The 19,576-nt window shown below is 73.5% G+C and carries 15 protein-coding genes and 1 pseudogene; 8 read left to right on the top strand and 8 right to left on the bottom strand.

The window, feature by feature from the left end:
- The 4 genes from AB0H32_RS37055 to AB0H32_RS37070 all read right to left on the bottom strand — a co-directional run.
- Positions 1–833: beta-ketoacyl synthase N-terminal-like domain-containing protein (locus AB0H32_RS37055; RefSeq protein ID WP_361130324.1), on the bottom strand; the 833-nt coding region annotated here is incomplete at its 3' end.
- 712 nt (positions 834–1,545) lie between these two features.
- A complete protein-coding gene (locus AB0H32_RS37060; RefSeq protein WP_361130327.1) occupies positions 1,546–1,800 on the bottom strand; it encodes a hypothetical protein in 255 nt (84 codons plus the stop codon).
- A 34-nt stretch (positions 1,801–1,834) separates the two neighbouring features.
- Positions 1,835–4,021: a hypothetical protein gene (locus tag AB0H32_RS37065; protein ID WP_361130330.1), complete on the bottom strand. Its 2,187-nt coding sequence runs from the start codon at positions 4,019–4,021 to the stop codon at positions 1,835–1,837.
- A 424-nt stretch (positions 4,022–4,445) separates the two neighbouring features.
- Entirely contained in the window at positions 4,446–4,904 is a 459-nt protein-coding gene (locus AB0H32_RS37070; protein ID WP_361130333.1) for an NAD(P)H-dependent oxidoreductase, read from the bottom strand.
- A gap of 157 nt (positions 4,905–5,061) precedes the next feature.
- On the opposite strand from AB0H32_RS37070, the gene AB0H32_RS37075 reads away from it, so the two are divergent.
- Together AB0H32_RS37075 and AB0H32_RS37080 are read left to right on the top strand one after the other, a co-directional pair.
- Positions 5,062–5,703 (top strand): class I SAM-dependent methyltransferase, encoded by a 642-nt coding sequence (locus AB0H32_RS37075; protein WP_361130336.1) that lies wholly within the window; start codon positions 5,062–5,064, stop codon positions 5,701–5,703.
- A gap of 132 nt (positions 5,704–5,835) precedes the next feature.
- Positions 5,836–6,516, top strand: coding sequence for a lipoprotein (locus tag AB0H32_RS37080; protein ID WP_361130360.1), 681 nt, complete (start codon positions 5,836–5,838; stop codon positions 6,514–6,516).
- A 137-nt stretch (positions 6,517–6,653) separates the two neighbouring features.
- Here the strand turns inward: AB0H32_RS37080 and AB0H32_RS37085 are convergent, their stop codons facing one another.
- Positions 6,654–8,699 carry a DUF1996 domain-containing protein gene (locus AB0H32_RS37085; protein WP_361130363.1) on the bottom strand — a complete coding sequence of 682 codons (2,046 nt, stop codon included), beginning with the start codon at positions 8,697–8,699 and terminating at the stop codon, positions 6,654–6,656.
- A gap of 1,986 nt (positions 8,700–10,685) precedes the next feature.
- On the opposite strand from AB0H32_RS37085, the pseudogene AB0H32_RS37090 reads away from it, so the two are divergent.
- Positions 10,686–11,054 (top strand): annotated as a pseudogene (locus AB0H32_RS37090) (C40 family peptidase); the annotation flags it as partial.
- Positions 11,055–11,185: 131 nt separating this feature from the next.
- Here AB0H32_RS37090 and AB0H32_RS37095 read toward each other — a convergent pair.
- Positions 11,186–12,247 (bottom strand): NAD-dependent epimerase/dehydratase family protein, encoded by a 1,062-nt coding sequence (locus AB0H32_RS37095; RefSeq protein ID WP_361130339.1) that lies wholly within the window; start codon positions 12,245–12,247, stop codon positions 11,186–11,188.
- Positions 12,248–12,515: 268 nt separating this feature from the next.
- Between AB0H32_RS37095 and AB0H32_RS37100 the strand changes: the two genes are divergently transcribed.
- Both AB0H32_RS37100 and AB0H32_RS37105 read left to right on the top strand, forming a co-directional pair.
- Positions 12,516–13,880: an FAD-dependent oxidoreductase gene (locus tag AB0H32_RS37100; RefSeq protein WP_361130342.1), complete on the top strand. Its 1,365-nt coding sequence runs from the start codon at positions 12,516–12,518 to the stop codon at positions 13,878–13,880.
- A gap of 108 nt (positions 13,881–13,988) precedes the next feature.
- A complete protein-coding gene (locus AB0H32_RS37105) occupies positions 13,989–14,954 on the top strand; it encodes a DUF1152 domain-containing protein (protein ID WP_361130345.1) in 966 nt (321 codons plus the stop codon).
- 42 nt (positions 14,955–14,996) lie between these two features.
- Here the strand turns inward: AB0H32_RS37105 and AB0H32_RS37110 are convergent, their stop codons facing one another.
- Both AB0H32_RS37110 and AB0H32_RS37115 read right to left on the bottom strand, forming a co-directional pair.
- Entirely contained in the window at positions 14,997–16,016 is a 1,020-nt protein-coding gene (locus AB0H32_RS37110; RefSeq protein ID WP_361130348.1) for a hypothetical protein, read from the bottom strand.
- A complete protein-coding gene (locus AB0H32_RS37115; protein WP_361130366.1) occupies positions 16,013–16,390 on the bottom strand; it encodes a PadR family transcriptional regulator in 378 nt (125 codons plus the stop codon). The genes AB0H32_RS37110 and AB0H32_RS37115 overlap by 4 nt, the downstream gene beginning before the upstream one ends.
- Before the next feature lie 680 nt (positions 16,391–17,070).
- Here AB0H32_RS37115 and AB0H32_RS37120 point away from each other — a divergent pair.
- The 3 genes from AB0H32_RS37120 to AB0H32_RS37130 all read left to right on the top strand — a co-directional run bounded on the left by AB0H32_RS37120 (position 17,071) and on the right by AB0H32_RS37130 (position 19,501).
- Positions 17,071–18,267 carry a hypothetical protein gene (locus AB0H32_RS37120; protein ID WP_361130351.1) on the top strand — a complete coding sequence of 399 codons (1,197 nt, stop codon included), beginning with the start codon at positions 17,071–17,073 and terminating at the stop codon, positions 18,265–18,267.
- A 126-nt stretch (positions 18,268–18,393) separates the two neighbouring features.
- Positions 18,394–18,684 (top strand): YkvA family protein, encoded by a 291-nt coding sequence (locus tag AB0H32_RS37125; protein ID WP_361130354.1) that lies wholly within the window; start codon positions 18,394–18,396, stop codon positions 18,682–18,684.
- Positions 18,685–18,805: 121 nt separating this feature from the next.
- Positions 18,806–19,501, top strand: coding sequence for a 2-phosphosulfolactate phosphatase (locus tag AB0H32_RS37130; protein ID WP_361130357.1), 696 nt, complete (start codon positions 18,806–18,808; stop codon positions 19,499–19,501).
- Positions 19,502–19,576 lie beyond the last annotated feature (75 nt).

Raw genomic sequence — 19,576 nt, forward strand, 5'->3', positions numbered from 1 at the left:
GTGTAGTGGTGGCCGTCGCTGGAGGCTCGGAAGGCGGTGTGCAGGGCGGCGGGCCGCGCGGCCGGGGCCCGGGCGTCCTGCGTCCGTTCCAGCGCGAGGACGGCGGCGCCCTCGCCGAGGACGAAGCCGTCCCGGTCGCGGTCGAAGGGCCGGGAGGCCTGCTCGGGACTGTCGGCCCGGCGGGACAGCGCGCGCATCTGGGCGAAGCAGGCGGCGGTCATCCGCAGGCGGGCCGACTCGCTGCCCCCGGCGAGGACGAGGTCGCAGGCGCCGGACAGCAGCCAGTCCCGGGCGAGGCCGAGCGCGCTGGTGCCGGAGGCGCAGGCGGTGCTGACGACCATGTTGGGGCCCTGCGCCCCGAGGTCCAGGGCGATCTCGGCGGCGGCCATGTTGGGCACGCTGCGCGGCAGGGCGAGTGGTGAGACCCGTTCCGGGGCGTGGTCCGCGAGCCGGTCGAACTCGGCCTGCCAGCCCTGCATGGAGCCGGTGCCGACCCCCATCACTACCCCGACACGGGCGCCGTCCCAGCGGCCCGGTGTGAGCCCGGCGTCGGCGACGGCCTCGCGTGCGGCGAGCAGGGCGAAGGTGGTGAAGCGGTCCAGACGGCGGCTGAGCCGGTGCCCGAGCAGTCCGGCCGCGTCGAGGTCGGGCACCCGGCAGGAGAAGGCCACGGGCAGCCCGTCGAGGCCCGGGTCGGCGGCCGCGGTGGACTGCCCGGCGCACAGGCCGGCCCACGCCGCGTCCCGGCCGATCCCGGCGGGTGTGACCAGGCCCAATCCGGTGACGGCCACCGGGGCGCGGCGCGCCGGGCCGCGTGCTTTCACCAGCTGCATGAGCGGTGATTATCCGGGCCCGGGGCGGCGGTTGCGGGCCGCGACAACTCGTTCGGCCCCAGGGCGGTGAGCGCTACCACCCGGATGTGCGAACGCCGCTGACGATCCATCAGCCTCCACCGGGCCGGGCACGAACCCGTCGCCGCCCGCCCGTCGTGCGCTCGGATCCACCCAGAGACGAGCCCGTCACTGCCCGTCGTGCCCTCGGGCCCACCCGGGAACCAGTCTGCCGCCACCCGGCGTACTCTCAGGCCCACCCGGGAACCAGCCTGCCGCCACCCGGCGTACTCTCGGGCCCACCCGGCGGGACCAGCCCGTCGCCGCCCGCCCCGCGTGCCCTCGGGCCCACCCGGGACCATTCCATCGCCGCCCGTCGTGCCCTCGGATCAACTCGGGGGCGAGCGCCCGCACGGCACTGGGCTGCCGGGCCTCGGCCGGGGCGGTCACCAGGTTCCGCAGCGGGCGAGCCTGCACCGGCGACCCTCGCAGCACCGGCTCCCCCGCGCACCGTCGACAGGGGGCGGGCTCCACGCCGACCGCGAGGAGGGCACCACGTGCCTGCGGCCCTTCGAGGGGCGGACGGCTGAAGAGCCGACGGGTCGGTGGCCGGGAGTTCCCGCCGGTGCTGCGCGAGGGCGGGCGGTTCGAGGACGAGTTCCGGCGGCTTCTGCGAGACCCGCCGCTTCCCCCGTCGGATTCCCCGCAATCCTTCTCAGGCTCGCACGTGCACGAGCAATGCCCGTGCTGCGGTGCGCAGTTGCTCCGCCGCCGTGCTGCACGCGGCCGCCTGTCGTTCCAGGGTGGGCCGGCTCCACTCGGGTGCCGCACCGCAGCCGGTCACCGCCGCCGCGGTGGCCAGCAACCGGCGGGCGTAACCGTCCATGAGGTCGGCGTCTGCGTGCAATCTGCCTGCCTGGTCGAGGAGTTCGCCGTCCGGTGGCATCGTTCGGGGGGACTCGGTCACCATGGCTGCTCCCAGTTGCCGGGGGTGCGTACGGGGGTCAGCGCGGCAGGGTGGCACCGGCGCTGCGGTGGAGCATGAGCTGCGGGCAGGACACCACGAAGACCGGCCGGGCCGAGTCGATGCCGAGCCGGCGCAGCTGCCCGGCCATGGGTTCGGCGGCGGCGGTGTCCAGGCGCAGCCGCAGACCGCTTCCGGTGTGCAGCCGCGGCCTGCCGTGGGCACGGACCAGGATGCGTACGGTGCTTTCGCCGCGCCGCCCGTACAGGATCCAGTCCGCCTCGGGGCAGCGGATGCCCGGGCCGAGCCGGCCTTCGACGGCGAGGCCCAGCTCCGGTGCGTCGACGCGGATGTCCCGGCCCATCAGATCGGCTTCGGCCGAGGTACGGAGCGCGGGCTGGCTCCAGATCTGCTGGGCGACCACGCGGGCCTCCTCGCTGCTGACGGCGAGGGAGAGGACGTAGCGACCCGTGCGGCGCAGGTCGGCAGGGCGCAGCAGATCGGTGGCGATGTCGTACGGGCGTGGCCGCCACAGGTCGTCCACCGGTACCGAGAGCGACATCTCGGCGTAGGGGCCGATGGTGGAGCAGCGGTGTTCGTACAGCGACAGCACCGCCAGCGTCCGCGGGCCGAGCCGGCTCGGCGCCATCCAGGTGGGGCCGGGCAGCAGGCTGCGCGCCGTCTCGGCGTCGACGGCGAAGCACAGGTGGACGGCGGAGGAGTCGTAGTAGCGCACCGGCACGTCGACGGAGCCGGCCGTGGTGGGCACGGTGGCGGTGGGCACGGTGAGGAAGGGGTGGCCCTCGGGCGGGTGGGCGCTGTCCCCGAGCCGGTAGGCCTGGGTGCGCACGACCGGCCCGCGGTAGGGCGTGAGCGCCTCGTCGATGTCCTTGCGGGCCTCGGGTATGACGGTCCGCAGGTGCTCGATGTACTCGCGCAGCAGGTGGCACTGCGGGAACTCGCGGACGGGCCCGGCGTAGTCGGCCTCGTACCGGTTGGTGTGCGGGGCGAAGACGGAGCCCGGGCGCCGGCCGTCGAGGACGGGCACGATGTCGTGCCGGTTGGTGACGCCGGCGACCCAGGTGCGCGGGTCTGCGGGTTTCCTGGTGCCGACCGGGGCGCCGACGGCGATCACGTGCGTGACCCGGTAGGCGCGGCAGAACTCCTCGTCCTGCGCCAGGTTCATCAGCGCGATCCCGCCTTCGCCGTGACCTACCAGGGCGAGGTCGGCGCCGCGCGGGATGCCGTAGTCCGCGAGGGCGAGGAGGATCGAGCGGGTGCGGGGCGAGTTCGTCGTGAAGAGACGGCGCCAGGCGCCTACGAGGTCCTGCGGGGCGTCGTTGCGGGGGCGGCCGGGTGCCGTGCCGGGGGCCTGGACGACGTATCGGACGACGCCGTCGGGGCCGCGCACGTTCTGCACGAGGATCCGACCGCCGGTGGAGAGCGTCTCGATGTTGCGCAGGAAGCCGAGCAGGGAGCCCTCGGTGGCGATGGTCTGCTTCTCCTGCTCGGTGAGGCCGACGGCCTCGGCTGCGCCCTCGCCCCGGTGCGGGCCCGCGAGACGGGTGGCGCCTGCGCCCTCGACGGGGCGGGCGAACGGTCCGCGGCCCGGGGCCGGTGCCCCACCGGTCCCGGCGTTCATCGGGGGCTCGCCCAACAGGGCGCGCAGCGTGAGGAGTTCGGCCATCAGGGGCGCGAGCCCGGACAAGGCGCGCTGGGCGCCCCGGTCCTTGAACAGGGCGCGCAGGGCCCGCACTGCCTGCGGGTCGCGGTCCGCGGTGACGGCGCCCAACAGCCGGCGCATGCCCGGGTTGCGTGCGAACTCGGGGTGGTCGTACAGCACGGCGGCCATGCGCAGGCGCAGCGAGGTGACGGCCACCGGCGCCGCCAGGCTCTCCCGGCCGCCCAGCACCCCGCCGGCCGCGCCGAGTATCTGCCCCATGCCCTTCGGAGCCGTGATCGCCGAGCCGCCGAGGCCCTGCTTGTTCGTCAGGGCCCGCAACAGCGCCCACTGCGCGGCGAGTCCGGTACGCGGGCGTCGGCGCGCGGAGACGGTCAGCGACGGCGCGAACAGTGCGGCGCCGGTGCGCGCGGACACCTCGCGGATGCCCTCGGCCACCTCCATCACATCCCGGGCGGACCGGCGCAGCAACTCCTTGACGTCCTGCTCGTCGGTGTCCTGCTCGCCCTGAGTGCGCCGTCCGGGTGCGTGGCCGTCCGCTCGCATCCGACGCTCCCTCGACTCGACGACGTCCGGCGATGCACGACCGCGCCCGGGGGACGTGGTCCTGCTCCATCGTCGGCCAGGGACGGCACACCCGCACCTTCGTCCGTCCCGGTACGAGGACGTACCCCGGCCCCACCGCCCTCGTACACGCCATGACCGGGACTGCATATGCCTCCCGCATGATTGCCACCCATGGTCCCCTCCGCCTGCCGCAGGTCACCGCGGGAGCCGCGCCATGACCGCGTCCGCCGATCACCCGAACGGCCCAGGGGCCCCGTTCAGCGACACCGTCCCGGTCGGGCGTCCGCCGCGCACCGCCGGCTGTGCGCGGCGGGCGCCCGGATCGGCTCCGGCACGGTCGGCCAGCCGCCGGGGCTTCACCTCCGTGGGCCCGGTCTGGCCGCCGCGCCGCCGGCCGGACCCCTCACGCGTCGGCCATGAGCCCGGCCCCGACCGTGGCTCCCAGCTCCCAGCAGGCCTGCAGATCGGCCTTGCCGGGCTCGCCGGTCACGGTCACCGCGTCGGCCGTGCGGCGCCAGCCGAGGCCGGTGGTGACGGCCTCGACGGCCCGGACGGCGCCCGTGACGTCGTTGCCGCCGTGGATGTAGTAGCCGAAGGGCCGGCCCCTGGTCTCGTCCAGGCAGGGGTAGTAGATCTGGTCGAAGAAGTGCTTGAGCGCACCGGACATGTAGCCGAGGTTCGCCGGGGTGCCCAGGAGGTAGCCGTCGGCTTCGAGGACGTCGGAGGCGGTGGCGGACAGGGCCGCCCTCCGCACGACGTCGACGCCCTCGATCTCCGGTGTGGTCGCGCCCGAGACGAGGGCCTCGAACAGGGCCTGGCAGTTGGGCGAGGGGGTGTGATGCACGATCAGCAAGGTAGGCACGCCCTGAACCCTGCCCTGCCGGTACCGCTGCCCGCAAACGGTCCTCGGCGTCCGGCGCGTGACGTCCGGCCCCTGGGGGTCCGGCGCGCGGCATTGTGGGCCCGGGCCAGGGGTGCGACGATGCCGGGCACCTGCACGGGAGACGGGAGGAGCGGTCTTGGGCGAGGACGACGGGCGGGCACCGGCCGCCGTGGTGTTCGATGCGCTGGGGCTCGACTACGAGAAGGCGTTCGCCTCGTCCGGGGCCCACCGGGCCTCGCTCCGGTGGCTGCTGGACCGGCTGGAGCCGGGCAGCCGGGTGCTGGACGTGGGCAGCGGGACGGGACGGCCGACCGCGCAGACCCTTGCAGCGGCGGGGCACCGGGTGCTGGGCGTCGACGTCTCCCCTGTCATGGTGCGCCTCGCCGCCCGGCAGGTGCCCCGGGCCGAGTTCCGGCTCGCCGACATCCGTGAACTTCCGCTCGCCGAGGGCTCGTTCGACGCCGTGTGCGCGTACTTCTCGTTGCTGCAGATGTCCCGCGCCGAGCAGTCGGCCGTCGTGGCGAGGCTCGCGCGTGCTCTGCGGCCCGGAGGGCACGCGGTGCTGGCCACCGTGCCTCTCGACGTCGAGGCGGTCGACGGGCTGTTCATGGGGCAGCCGGTGCGGGTGACGAGCTTCGCCGCCGAGGAGTTCACGGAGCTGGTGACCGGGGCGGGCCTGACCGTCCTGGCCGAGGAACACGCCACGTTCACCCCCGACCATCCCGACGCCGTACCCGAGCCGCATCTGTTCCTGCACTGCCGGCGCGACGGGGACTGATCCCCTGTTCCGGCCAGGGACTGATCCCCATTCACGAGGGGGACCACCCCTTTTTGTTGCGCGCGGCGATGTCGGTGCCCTCCGTTACAGTGGCCGCCCTGAACAGGAGGGGAGACGACAGTGCAGGTCAGGGTGGGGTCCGTGCGCGGGCGGGTGATCCAGGTGGTGATCCTTGCGGCCGTGCTGGGAGGGTGCGCCCCGTCGGCGGAGGGCGGGGCCGGGGCATCGGGAAGCCCGTCGGCCGAACGCGCGGGGGACAAGGGTGCGGCCGCGGCGAGCGGGGGCACGATCGGCGCGTCCGGATCGGCCTGTGAACTGCCGGTGAGCTTCGACATCGCCAAGGGCTGGAAGGCCAAGGGGATCGACGCCGAGAAGGAGTTGTCCGGGGCGTCCAAGGGGTCGGACGGCGACGTCACGGGTGGGTTCGCGGACGCCTTCCTCCGCCAGGGGCCGGTCACCACCGCCTGCGAGATCGACGCCAAGCCCGCCGGGAAGATCGGCTTCCTGCGCGTGTGGACCGGCAAGCCGGGCGACGCCGACACCCGTACGGTCCTGCGGCAGTTCGTCGCCGCCGAGGACAACACCAGCAAGGTGAAGTACCGCTCCTTCAGGACGGCCACCGGTGTCTCGGGCGTCGAGGTGGAGTACCTCTACACGAGCAAGCTCCTGGAGGAGTCCAAGAAGGAGAGCGCCCTGGCGGTCTCCACCCCCGACGGCCCCGTCGTGCTGCACCTCGGCGGGCTGGACACCGAGGAGCACACCGCGATGCTCCCCGCGTACGAACTCGCCAAGCGGACCCTGCGGATCCGCTGACGGGCACCGCGCGGCCGGTGCTCGACCGCAGTCGTGGGCCCCTCCCGACGGGCGGCAGCAGGACGGTGTGCAGACGGCAGGACGGCGGCCCACCCCTTCGCGGGTGGGACGCCGTCCGGCCTGCCGTGCCGAAGCGGTCAGTAGCGCAGTCGCTTGGCCCGCAGCAGCATGACCAGACCCGACATGGCCAGCAGGGTGCCGATGGCCGCGGGCCACAGGTGGGCGCCGGTCTCCGCGAGCCCGCCCTGGGACGCCTGGGGCTCGGTCTGCGGGGCCGGGGCCTGCGACTGTGCGGCGGGGGGCTTGGTCTGGCCGCTGCCGGCAGCGGTCGTGGGCGGCGGGGACTGCGTGGCCCGGCCGACCTCACCACCGCTGGAGCCGGCCGCCGCGTGGGACGCGGTGGACGTCTTGCCGGACTTGGCGGGCTCGGTCGCCTTGTGCTGGTGGGCGGGCTTGTCGTGCTTGGTGGTGTTCGCCGGCGAGGTCGTCGCGTCGGTCCTCGGCAGCTCCACCGGGTTCGAGGCGGAGGGCGCCGGAGCGGCTGTGTCGCCCGTGCCGGGATTCGCCGTGGCGCCGGTGCCCGGCTCCGTCGCGCCGCCGTTGCCGCCGGGCTCGGCCGTCGCGCCGCCGTCACCGCCCGGCTCGGCCGTCGCGCCGGTGTCGCCGCCCGGGCTGTTCGTCGCGCCGGTGTCGCCGCTCGGGTTCGGATCGGCCGTGGCACCGGAGTCGTCGCCGCGGGGTCCACAGGTCCGTCCGGAGTTGATGCAGTCGACCATCTCGCGCATCAGACCGTCGTCGAAGACGTTGATGAAGTCGCCGTGGTCGGTGACCGGCTTGTGCAGCTGCTCCGGGAAGGAGTCCACCGCGAAGAACGGAACCGTCCGCCCTCCGTCGTTCAGGCTCGGCGCGGCGACGTCGTAGACGATGCGCTGCACCAGCTGCGGAATCGCCACGAAGCCCGTGGGGCAGGAGCCGTCAGGGGCGGCGAAGGCCACGTGGGTGCGGTGGTTGGCGCTGTCGATGTTGCGGCCGTCCCAGCAGCTCTGGAAGCGGAAGGTGCGCACCACGTCGCTGCCGGACGGGCACAGCGGGTACTTGTCCTTCAGCTGCCGGTCCTCGAAACCGGTGCAGCTCCAGGAGGCGTTGGCGTTGGCGGGGCCGTTGACGAAGGCCTTGGCGTCGCCGGTGATGATGCGCAGCAGGCGCGGCATCGCGGTGACCTTGCCGCGCGGGTTGCCCACGAACGTCAGCGTCGCCTGCTTGGCCGTGACGATCTGGCCCGCGTTGCCCTCGGTGCCGCCGCCCGGAGCGCCGGCGTCCCGCTCCTGCTTGCCGTTCTGCAGGCGCAGCACCGGCCAGTAGTACGTGGACTTGTCGCCCTTGTCCACGCAGCTGGTGTCGGCGTTGGCCAGGTCCTCGTCGCTGGCGAAGGCGTTGTTGGACTGGTTGCCGATGTAGTCGTGGAAGTGGTGGGCGCCGTTGGAGACACCCGGGGCGACGATGACGTTGTCGGAGTTGAACAGGCCGTTGGCGTTGACGCCGCACTCCGAGACGAAGGTGCCGCGCGAGGCGTCGGCCTGCTGGGGCGGGTTCGGCACATTGGGCTGTACGGAGGTGATGTCCGCGTAGTCGGACGCGACGGGCCCGTTGCCGCCCTGGCCCGCACCCGGCTGCCCGGTGCCGTTCTGGCCCTGGCCGCCGCCCTGCTGGGCACCGCCCGGACTGGCGGTGGACTGACCTCCGTTGCCCGCGTCGCCGCCGGTGCCCTCCTCGGCCGGACGCAGGGTGCAGGCGGCGAGGGACTCCAGTCCTTCCGGACGGCTACCCACCCGGTCGATGGCGCCGGCGATCCGCTCGATCGTCGCCGCGCGCTGCTCCTTGAGCGGGTTCATGATCGAGCCGTCTGCGGAGTCGGGGTTCTCCCGGACGGCCTGGGCCGACTGCTGGAGCCGGTGGTAGGCGCCGGCGGTCTGCTGGTCCAGCCGGGCGAGTTCGCGGTCGACGTCCGCGCGCGCCTTGTCCGGCACGGAGGTCAGCTTGCTGCCGACGTCGGGGCAGTAGATCGTGGCCATGCCCGCGGAGGTGACGTGTCCGCTCGCCCCGGGGTCGGGCTGACCGCCCCAGCCTCCCTCGCTGGCCGAGGCGTAGACATTCGCGGCGATGAGCCCGCCGCCGCCCAGCATCAGGGCGACCGCTGCGAAAGTCGCGCGTCGTGCGCCGGTCGGTCGTCTGCGCCGATTGCGTATCAAGGTCGTCCCCTTGCGTGGAGCGGTCGTTCGGGCATGGAGTTCCCCCGCCCCATACGCATCATGACGCGCTTGCGTTCAACCGTTTCGAAGATTCTCAGGGATCTGACAGAAATCCGCGGTCACGGCGGAAAGACACCAGCGTTCCCCCTCGAACACCACAACGAACATCACAAATACGTATCGGACATTCCGCACTTCAACCTTCACATGAGGGACACAAGTTGGCTAGGTTGACCGCCAGGCCGCCCGGCCGCCCCCAGCGCAATCGCCGTGGCGTCCGGAGCCGCGGGGCTCGACCGACCCCGGGAACGGCCCAACTGCCCCGCGGGGCAAGGAAGGAGCACGTCTTCCATGGCGCCGGAGAACCGCGACGAGGTGCGGCAGCGGATCGACTCCCTCTACGACCGGGCCGAGAGCGACACAGGGACCTACAACGCGACCCGGGCCATGTCCCTGGCGACCCGGTCGAGAGGCGTTCCCCTGGCCAAGAGGGGCCGACGCGCGGAACCCGCCCTGGACGCGATGGCCCAGCAGTGGTTCGACGTGGCGCGCGCCAAGCTGGGACCGAGTGTTCCCGCCGTACTGCCCAAGGACCGGCAGCCCGAACCTCCCGCGGCCCCGGACCGCTCCCGGGACCGGGCGGGCTTCGCCCTGCCCGGTGGCGAGCGAGGGGCTCTCGGTCTGCCCGAGCTGCCCCCCGGTCCCACCGGCCGGTCCGCCGATCGCGCGGTGCAGGAGCTGACGAGCGGATCCTCCACGGATTCGGCCGGGCGCCCGCGGCCCGCCCTGGAGCCGGGAAGCGCCGGCCCGCCGGCCCTGGCCACCCAACTCCCCGGCATACCGGCACAGTTGTCCGGTTCGACCTCTTCCGGGTCGAACGGCCGGGGCATGGCGGCGCTGCCCAGGGGTGTTCCGGAGCTGCCCGGCCGCGGCCCGGCCGAGCTGCTCGCCGGGGGCGTTCCCGAGCCGGCCGGGCAGGGAGCGGCAGAAGCCCTCGGTCTCGGCCCGACGGACCGAACCGGCCTGGGCACGGACGTACTCCCGGCCGCCTCACTGCCCTCCGCGCAGGGAACCGTGGCACAACAGCCCGGGAACCTGCCCGTCTCCCCCGCCGCGCCCCGGCGCCCGTCCCTCGCGGACTCCAAGACGAGGAACCGGCGCAAACTGGCCACGGCCCAGGAACTGCTGTCCCGTCACACCGCCTCCCTCGTCACACCGCTCGCGGCCGCTCCGGCAGCCCCCTCCGCGCAGGGCGCCTGGGGCATCGGCATGGAACAGACGTCCCGGCCGACCTGGACGCAAGCGGCCCAGCCGGTCCCCGGGCAAGGCCTTCAGCCGCTCCCGGGACAGGCCGTCCAACCGGTCACGGTGCAGGCCGTCCAGCCGACCGCAGAGCAGTGGGCACAACCGAACACCGCGCAGTGGGCACAACCGGGCACCGAACAGTGGGGGCAGCCCGGCACCGAGCAGTGGGCGCAACCAGGCACCGAACAGTGGGCGCAACCAGGCACCGAACAGTGGGCACAGCCGAGCACCGAACAGTGGGGGCAGCCGGAGCTTCAGGAGTCGGGGCGGCTCGGTCCGCCACAGCCGGGCCCGCTGGACCTGCAGCAGCCTGATCCACTCGGCACCGGCCAGTGGCAGCAGCCGCAGTGGACGGCACCCGGTGTGCCGCAGGTGCCGGGCCCAGCCGCCCCCGTCGCCTGGGCCGCCCCCGTCGCCGCGGCCGTCCCCCTGACGGACACCGGCTCCTTCACACGCCCCGTCACCGCAGCCACCCCCCTGACGGACACCGGCTCCTTCGCCCACCCGGCCACCGACACCGGGTCCTTCCCCCCTGTCACCGCCGACCCGCTGACCGACCCTCTGACCACCACCGGCTCCCTCCCCCTTGCCACCGCCACACCTCTGTCGACCCAGTCGACCCGCTCGATGCGGGTCGCGAAGGCCATCGCCTTTGCGCGGGCGCAGATCGGCAAGCCCTGTGTGTGGGGTGCGACCGGACCGGACTCCTACGACTGCTCCAGCCTCACCCAGGGAGCCTGGAGGGCGGCCGGGGTCACGCTGCCCCGCGCGGCGCACCAGCAGGCGCTCGCCGGCACGCCGGTCACGCTCGCCGCTCTCGAACCCGGCGACCTGGTGCTCTTCTTCGGCGACGACCGGCACGTGGGCCTGCACATCGGCAACGGCCTGATGATCCATGCACCGGGCCCGGGGTCGTCCATCCGCGAGGAATCGATCTACGGCGCCGGCGAGTCGGCGATCCACCGGGTGATACGGCCCGCATGACGGACCGGGCCGGAACCGGGGCCCGTCGGTCCGCCGAACCTTCGGTCCACCGAGCCGTCGATCCTTCGAGCCGTCGGTCCTTCGAGCCGCGTGGGGTTCGGGGGCCGGGACCTCGGTCGGCCGCCCCGGTCTCAGCCCTGGTGACGTCGCCGTGCGCGCCAGCTCGCGTAGTGGTCCAGCAGGGTCTCCTCCACCGGGCGGTAGGTGAGGCCCAGTTCGTGGATGCTGCGGCTGTTGTCGACGCGGAAGCGGATGCCGAGGTGTCCCCGGATGTAGTCCTGGGTGAGGCCGAAGGCCGGCCCCAGGATGCGCACCGGCCAGTGCGGGAGCGCGGTGCGCGGCAGGCGCGGGTCGTAGGGGTGGCGGGTGCGGATGATGCGTGCCATCTCGTGGAACGAGGTCATCGTCTCGGCCGCGACGATGTAACGGCCCTCCGCCCCGGGGTTCTCGGCGGCCGCGATGTGTGCCTCGGCGACGTCCCGGACGTCCGCGGTGGTGAAGCTGAAGTCGGGGGCGCCGTAGCAGAAGCAGCCCTTGAACAGTTCGTCGAGGAGGAAGAGGCTGCCGGACTCGGAAGCCGGGGTGAGGGAAGGCCCCAGGATCAGGCCGGGGTTGACGGACACCATGCGCCAGCGGTCCTGCGCCGCCGCGGCGTCCCAGGCCGTGCGCTCCGCGACGGTCTTGGCGTAGTGGTAGGGGTTGTTCTCCGCCGTGCTCGTGGTGTTGACGTACCGCTCGGACAGCACCTGGCCTTCCATCCCCAGGACGTCCGCGTAGTCACCGAAGGCCGCACCCACGGTGGAGGTCAACACCAGGGTCCGGACCTCCGGGGTCCGCTCGATGCCGGCCAGCACGTTGCGGGTGCCGCGCAGCGCCGGGTCCACGACGTCCCGCCGGCCGTCCTCGATCTGTTCCGGCATGAGGAACGGCGAGGCCACGTGGAAGACGACCGAGCACCCACGGAACGCCGGGTCGAACGACCCGTCCTTCAGCAAGTCGGCCTCGAACAGTGTCAGTCGGCCCGGGAACGCCTCCTGCATCTCCCACAGCGGCCGTGCCTTCGCCGCCTGCGCGGCTCGGCGTACGGTGGCGCGAACCCGATGGCCTCGCTCCAGAAGCCGCCGCACGAGATGGCTGCCGACGAAGCCGCTGCCGCCCGTCACCGCGACGGTCGTCTCCTCACGTCCGCCCACGCGCCCTCACCCCTCGCCGCCCGCGCCACAGGTACGCCGAGGACAGGGTCTGCCACACCCGGGACGGAAGGGAAGGGAGAGGGGAGCGCGGAGTGAGCCGACGGGGTCCGGCCCTCCCCCATGTCCGGCCTTCCCCCGTAAAGGACTCCTTGGGGAAGTCATAAGATCGCCTTATGGGGTCATAGACCGGACCCGCGTACTTACTTAGGGCTGCCTTAGTTTAGGCTTCCCGACGAGTCGCCTGTTTCACGCTCGAAGGGAACTGATCATGCCGCGCCCCCTGCGGGTAGCCATCGTCGGAGCCGGCCCCGCCGGGATCTACGCCGCCGACGCCCTGCTCAAGTCCGAGGTGGCAGCCGACCCCGGCGTGTCCATCGACCTCTTCGAGCGGATGCCCGCCCCGTTCGGCCTGATCCGGTACGGCGTCGCCCCCGACCACCCGCGCATCAAGGGCATCATCACCGCCCTGCACCAGGTGCTCGACAAGCCCCAGATCCGCCTGTTCGGCAACGTCGACTACCCGAACGACCTCAGCCTGGACGACCTGCGCGCCTTCTACGACGCGGTGATCTTCTCCACCGGCGCCATGGCCGACCGGGAGCTGCCGGTCCCGGGCATCGAGCTGGACGGCTCCTACGGCGCCGCCGACTTCGTCTCCTGGTACGACGGCCACCCGGACGTGCCGCGCACCTGGCCGCTCGAGGCCGAGAAGGTTGCCGTGCTCGGCGTCGGCAACGTGGCGCTCGACGTGGCCCGCGTCCTCGCCAAGACCGCGGACGAACTGCTGCCGACGGAGATACCGGCGAACGTCTACGACGGTCTGAAGGCGAACAAGGCCGTGGAGATCCACGTCTTCGGCCGCCGTGGCCCCGCCCAGGCCAAGTTCAGCCCGATGGAGCTGCGCGAGCTGGACCACTCCCCCACCATCGAGGTCGTCGTCGACCCCGAGGACATCGACTACGACAAGGGCTCGATCGAGACCCGGCGCGGCAACAAGCAGGCCGACATGGTCGCCAAGACCCTGGAGAACTGGGCGATCCGGGACGTCGGCAACCGGCCGCACAAGCTGTTCCTGCACTTCTTCGAGTCGCCCACCGAGATCCTCGGCGAGGACGGCCGGGTCGTGGGCCTGCGCACCGAGCGCACCGCCCTCGACGGCACCGGCAACGTCCAGGGCACCGGCGAGTTCAAGGACTGGGACGTCACCGCCGTCTACCGTGCCGTCGGTTACCTCTCCGAGAAGCTGCCCAAGCTGCCGTGGGACATCGACTCCGGCACCGTGCCGGACGAGGGCGGCCGGGTCATCGAGGAGGGCGGCGGCCATCTCCAGTCGACGTACGTCACCGGCTGGATCCGGCGCGGTCCGGTCGGCCTGATCGGCCACACCAAGGGTGACGCCAACGAGACCGTGGCCAACCTGCTGGACGACTACGCGAACGGCCGGCTGCACACCCCGGCCTCTCCCGAGCCGGAGGCCGTGGACGCCTTCTTCGCCGAGCGGGGCGTCCGCCACACCACCTGGGAGGGCTGGTACAAGCTGGACGCCGCCGAACGCGCGCTGGGCGAGCCGCAGGGCCGGGAGCGCGTGAAGATCGTCGAGCGCGAGGACATGCTCCGGGAGAGCGGCGCGTAGGTCTGCTGTTCCGCATGCTCGTGAGGGGCCGGCACCCTGGTGCCGGCCCCTTCGTGCGGTCCCGTCGGCACGATCCTCGTCGAACACCCGTCCTGCTAGGGTCCTGCGGTGTTCTCCCTGAGCGAGCCTCCCTTCTTCACCCGCCTGCGCGAGGCGCGCCGGGTGCTCGTCGCCGGTGCGGGCGGCGGCTTCGACGTCTACGCCGGACTGCCCCTGGCGCTCGCGCTGCGGGCGGCCGGTGCGGAGGTCCATCTGGCCAACCTGTCCTTCTCCGACCTGTACGGCCTGGATCTCGACTCATGGGTGGCGGTGGACGTCGCCGCCGTCCGCCCGGACACCCCGCTGCGCGGCGACTACTTCCCCGAGCGTGCACTCGCCCAGTGGCTCGCGTCGCAGGGGCTGCCCGATACCGTGTACGCCTTTCCCCGTACGGGTGTCGGACCGCTGCGCGCTGCCTACCGTGCGCTTCTAGAGCACCTGGGCGGTGTCGACGCCGTCGTGCTGGTGGACGGCGGGACCGACATCCTCATGCGCGGGGACGAGCACGGGCTCGGCACGCCGGAGGAGGACATGGCGAGCCTGGCGGCCGTCGCCGGGCTCGACGAGGTCGCGCACCGGCTGGTGGCCTGCCTGGGCTTCGGAGTGGACGCCTACCACGGCGTCAACCACGCGCTGTTCCTGGAGAATCTAGCCGCCCTGGACCGTGAGGGCGCCTACCTGGGCGCGTTCTCGCTGCCCCGCGAGAGCCACGAGGGCGCCCTCTACCTCGACGCGGTGGCCCACGCCCAGCAGTGCCACGCCGACCACCCCAGCATCGTCCACGGGTCCGTCGCGGCGGCCGTGCGCGGCGACTTCGGCGACGTCCGGTTCACCGAACGCACCCGGAACAGCGAGCTGTTCGTCAACCCGCTGATGGCCCTCTACTTCTGTGTGGACCTGCCCGCCCTGGCCCGCTCCGGTCTCTACCTCGACCGGTTGGAGGGCACGGTCCTGATGCGCCAGATCAGTTCGGCCATCGCCGGCTTCCGTGAGGAGCTGCCCCGTCAGCGGCCGCCCCGGGCGTTCCCGCACTGAGCCCGGACGGGCCGGTCCCGGGCGGCCGACGAGGCAGGCCGATCAGGACAGGCCCGGCGCGACCGCGGTGAGGTCCCGGCGGCCGACCACCGCCAGCGCCACGGTCAGGAGCGCCAGCGCGGCCGTCTGCACGAGCGCGCCGCCGAGGTATGCGGCGGGCAGGGGCAGGGGCAGCCAGAGGTACAGGGCGGCGACCCGTACCGCCAGGACCAGCAGGCCGAGGACGGCCAGGGCCAGTCCGGCGCCGGGTGTCGCGGCCCCGCCGCTTCGGGCCTGCCACAAGAGCCAGCCGAGCGCGCCCACGACGAAGCAACTCGCGGGTGCCCAGGCCAGATCGGGGGCGGCGGGCAGCATCACGACGGACGCGCCCGACACCACGCAACCGGTCATGAAGACCAGCCCCGGTGAGCCCACGGGCAGCCGGGCCGGGGGCGCGTCCCGGTGGTGGGCGGCGCAGAGCGCGAGGGCCGGCAGCCAGGCGAGGAGGCCGAAGGCGGTGGCGAACGCCGGGTCCGGGGCCACCAGCGCACCGGTCAGCGGGCCGACCAGCGGCCAGAGGTTGGGCAGTGCGGCCAGCAGCGCGGACGCCCGGGCGAGGCCGCGTCGGTCGTGGAGAAGGGCGAAGTAGGCCACCGTCCACAGCAGCGGCAGGATCCACTGGGCGGCCGTGACCATCCCCATGAGAAGTCCCTGGTCGGTGAACTGCGACAGGAACAGGTGCCGCTCCCCGCCGCCCCGGCTGACGGCCCAGGTCACCTCGATGACCAGGTCGACGACCGCGGCGGTCGCCTGGATCAGCACGGCGAACAGCGCGAAGAGCCGGACGGCCGAGCCGAGGAGGACGTAGCGGCGCGGCGCCCCGGGCGCGCCCAGGCGGCTGCGCACGGCGAGGGCGGCGATGCTCGCCACCTCTCCGAGCGTGGGACGACTCTGGTCCTGCGTGTCACGGTCGAGGTCCCAGAGGTACGTCTCGACCATCTCCTCCTCACGTTCGCGACGGTAGTAGGCGGGGAGCAGGCGCAGGACGGAGCGGTAGCGGGATTCCAGGAGCGTGGTGGTCATGCGAAGCCTCCCGCGAGTCCGGGTGCCGTGGGGGGTTTGGGTGCGGTGTCGGCCGGGGCGGTGGCGCGGCGGCCCTCTGCGATGCGGCGCTTGGCGGCCCCGGCGCCGGCGGCCATCCGCTCCGCCTCCGCGTCGAGCGCGGCCACTCCTTCGTCGGTGAGCCGGTAGTAGCGCCGCAGGCGGCCCTGCTGCACCTCCTCGCGGTCCAGCACGATCAGGCCGTCGTCGGTGAGCCGGTCCAGGACGCCGTAGAGCGTGCCGACTCTCAACTGCACCTCCCCGTCGGACAGTTCCTCGACCTCGCGCAGGATGCCGTAGCCGTGCCGCGGCTGGTCGGCAAGTGCGGTGAGGACGAAGAACGCCGCCCGGGTCATGTTCCTCGATGCCATGCGACCAGAATATATCGGCAGCCGATATATATCGAGTGGGGTGAGCGACCTCGCCGGGCCGGGCAGTGCCCATGACTCCGACAGCGTCCAGGACGCTGGAGACGGCGAAGCCCGGACGCGGGAGACGGAGACGCTCGGACGCCGGGAATGCAGACGCCCGGACGCGGGAGACGAAAACGCTCGGACGCCGGGCATACAGACGCCCGGACCCGGGAGACGGAGACGTTCAGACGCGGGGAATGCAGACGCCCGGACGCGGGAGGCGGAGACGTTCAGACGCGGGGAATGCAGACGCCCGGACGCGGGAGGCAGAGCGGCCCGGACGCGGGGAGGGTGACGAGGTTCCGGGGGCTACGGCGAACGGGGCCCGTCCCTAAGCGGATGGGCGGGCGGGCCCCGTTGCCGGACCATTGTGGGCGCCGCGCGAGGGCCCGGGGACGTGTGAACCCCGGTCGCGTGACGCGTGCGGCACGCGCCCCGGGTGCCCGGAGCACACCCCGTGCGCGGGGCGCTCCGCCCCCCGTCCTCCGCTCGGTGGCGCATCCTCGTCACCGCGCGCCGGGTGCGCGCCCGTCACGACGCGCCGCCCGAGGCCCCGGCCGACTGGTCCCGCCACCCGGAGGGGATACTGGAAGGTACACCCGCTTCCATCAGCAGATTGGCTCATGTCGAACACCGCAACCGACCACGCCACCATCCCGCAGACCCTCTGGGCGGCCCGCGGCCGTCACACCGGCCCCGCGGCCGAGGACGTCGTCCGCCGCACGCTGGCCCGGCACAAGGAGAGCGGGGACATCGACGACTTCGCCGAGCCGCCCGGCCCCGAGGACGCGGCGCGCCGGGTCTTCGAGGCGCGCTGGCGGGCCGACGGCACGGTGACCGTGCGGGCCCGGCTCACCCTCGAACCCCGGCAGGACCTGCCGCAGGGGCAGCAGTGGACGCTCGTCGCGGAGGCGGAGCGCCCGTGGGACGACGCCTGGCCCTCGCCCGCGACGCTGTTCTGGCCCGAGGGCCGGGCCGCGGAGGGCGACGACGGCGCCTGGGACCACCACCCCGCCGTCGCGGGCCTGCGCTTGTGCCAGGCCAACGCGCTGCCCGAGGACGAGAAGGAGATACGCAGACGGCTGCGGGACGCGGCCCGTGAGGCCTGGTGCGTCCACCTCGTCGTGCACGAGGCGATGACCCCGGACGAGAGCGGCCGGCTGCCGCTGGCCGGCCTGCTGCCACCGGGGCTGCGGCACCGCGTGGTGGAGCACCGGGCCGCGCCGCCGCAGTTGCGCGCCGTCAACTATGCGCTGAAGGACCTCGGCGTCGAGGTGCCGCGCGGGGGCGCCGTGCTGCTTCCCCCGGACCCTGCCCCGGACGGCTACGACGGCCGGGAGCACCGTGTGCGCAGCGTCTTCCTGGACGGCTCCGAACCCGGCGCGATCATCACGGCCCTGCGGCACTTCGTCGCGCTGCCCCGGCCCCTGCCGCAGGGCGCCGCCGGGGCACTCGCCGACCTGCGCGAGAACTGGACCCTGATGACCCTTCAGGAGGAGCTGGAGCGGCAGCGGCAGCTGGCCACCATGTACGCCGAGGCGCTGGAGGCCATGACGAAGTCCCGGGACCTGTACCGGGAGGCCGCCGACCAGGCACTCCAGGCACTGGCCGCCTACCGCGACGCGCCCGCTCCCGCCCTGCCCCAGCAGCAGCAACAGCAGCGGCCCGGCACCAGGGCGCCCGCTGCGCTGCGCCAGCTGACCCGGTCGTTCGAGCGGCTGAGGTTCGCTCCGAAGGGTGCCCGCCCGGAACCCGGCCCTGACGACTCGCCCGGCCCCGCGGGCACGGACCCCACCGGCCCGCAGGACAGACCGTCGTGACCCGCCCGGCGCGGGGACGCGGCGGTACGGCGTCCGGGAGCGGGAAGAACGGGAAGTAGAGGTCATAGCGACGGGCCGGCGAGGGACCCGGCCCGCCCCGTCCGCCGCGCAGGAACAGGAGACCGCATGGATTCCACCGCGACCGTGCTGGTGATCGCCGTCGTCGTGGTCGCGGCGGCGCTGCTCGCCGTCGCCGTCGGCCTGCTGGTCCGGCTGGTGCGCACCCGGCGGAACCTGCAACGGGCCGGGCTGCCGACGGGACCGCGCTGGGTGTTCTGGGGCGCGGTCCTGTATCTGGTGCTCCCCGCCGACCTGTTGCCCGACCCGGTCTACCTGGACGACATCGGCGTCCTGCTCCTCGCCCTGCGCAGTCTGCGCGCCGCCCGCCCGCTGCCGCCCGAGATCCCCGAACCCTGAACCGCCCGGACTGCCCCACCGGGCCCGGAGCGGCGCCCGCCCAAGTCCCGGCTGCCGGGTGCTGGGTGGGTACCGGGTCCGGACTGCCGAGTGCCGGTGCCGGGTGCCGCACCATGGAGCGATGCAACCCACCTTCACCGGGATACCGGACCGGCCTACGGCGCCCGACGTCGCCGTGGTCGTCGATGTGATGCGCGCCTTCACCGTGGCGGCCTGGGCGTTCCGGCGCGGCGCAGAGAAGATCGTCTTCACCGGCACGCAGGAGGAGGCGCTGGAGCTGAAGGCCCGTAACCCGGGCTGGCTTGCCTTCCAGGACGGTGCGCCGGTGCCGGGCTTCGACCTGGCCAACTCGCCCGCCCGGCTGCGCTCGCTCGAGGTGAGGGGCCGCACGATCGTCCAGAAGACCACCGCCGGCACGGCCGGGGCTCTGGCCGTCGCGGACGCGCGGCTGCTGCTCTGCGCGAGTTTCGTCGTGGCCGACGCGACCGCCGCGGCGCTGCGGCAGGCCCGGCCGGACACGGTGACCTTCGTCGTCACCGGGGACGGCGGGCGGGCCGAGGAGGACCTCGCCTGCGCCGAGTACATCGCGGCCCGCGTCGGCTCGGCCGGCACCGATCCCGAGCCCTACCTGGAGCGGGCACGGCGCTCGGACGCCGCCGCGCAGCTCGCCGAGGGCGTCCGACTGGGCTGGGCCGGTGTCCACCCGGAGGACGTGCCGATGTGCCTGGAGGCGGACACCTTCCCGTTCGCCATGGCCGCCGCCCGCTCGGACGGACACCTGGTGCTGCACCCGGTGGGCGCGGCTACGGCGGCCTGACTCAGTGCTCGTCGCGGCGGTAGGGGTTCACCATGGCGACGGCGACGAGCAGCACGGCCAGGGCGGTGAGTGCGG

The sequence above is a fragment of the Streptomyces sp. NPDC020362 genome, from assembly GCF_040642095.1.
Taxonomy (GTDB): Bacteria; Actinomycetota; Actinomycetes; order Streptomycetales; family Streptomycetaceae; genus Streptomyces.

What these genes read in the sequence shown, in the direction of transcription:
- AB0H32_RS37085 (WP_361130363.1), bottom strand. Translation starts at nt 8,699, where the DNA reads ATGCTGGGCGGCGGCGGGCTCATCGCCGCGAATGTCTACGCCTCGGCC.
- AB0H32_RS37110 (WP_361130348.1), bottom strand. Translation starts at nt 16,016, where the DNA reads ATGACCACCACGCTCCTGGAATCCCGCTACCGCTCCGTCCTGCGCCTG.
- AB0H32_RS37100 (WP_361130342.1), top strand. Translation starts at nt 12,516, where the DNA reads ATGCCGCGCCCCCTGCGGGTAGCCATCGTCGGAGCCGGCCCCGCCGGG.
- AB0H32_RS37120 (WP_361130351.1), top strand. Translation starts at nt 17,071, where the DNA reads ATGTCGAACACCGCAACCGACCACGCCACCATCCCGCAGACCCTCTGG.
- AB0H32_RS37130 (WP_361130357.1), top strand. Translation starts at nt 18,806, where the DNA reads ATGCAACCCACCTTCACCGGGATACCGGACCGGCCTACGGCGCCCGAC.
- AB0H32_RS37065 (WP_361130330.1), bottom strand. Translation starts at nt 4,021, where the DNA reads ATGCGAGCGGACGGCCACGCACCCGGACGGCGCACTCAGGGCGAGCAG.
- AB0H32_RS37125 (WP_361130354.1), top strand. Translation starts at nt 18,394, where the DNA reads ATGGATTCCACCGCGACCGTGCTGGTGATCGCCGTCGTCGTGGTCGCG.
- AB0H32_RS37060 (WP_361130327.1), bottom strand. Translation starts at nt 1,800, where the DNA reads ATGGTGACCGAGTCCCCCCGAACGATGCCACCGGACGGCGAACTCCTC.
- AB0H32_RS37115 (WP_361130366.1), bottom strand. Translation starts at nt 16,390, where the DNA reads ATGACCCGGGCGGCGTTCTTCGTCCTCACCGCACTTGCCGACCAGCCG.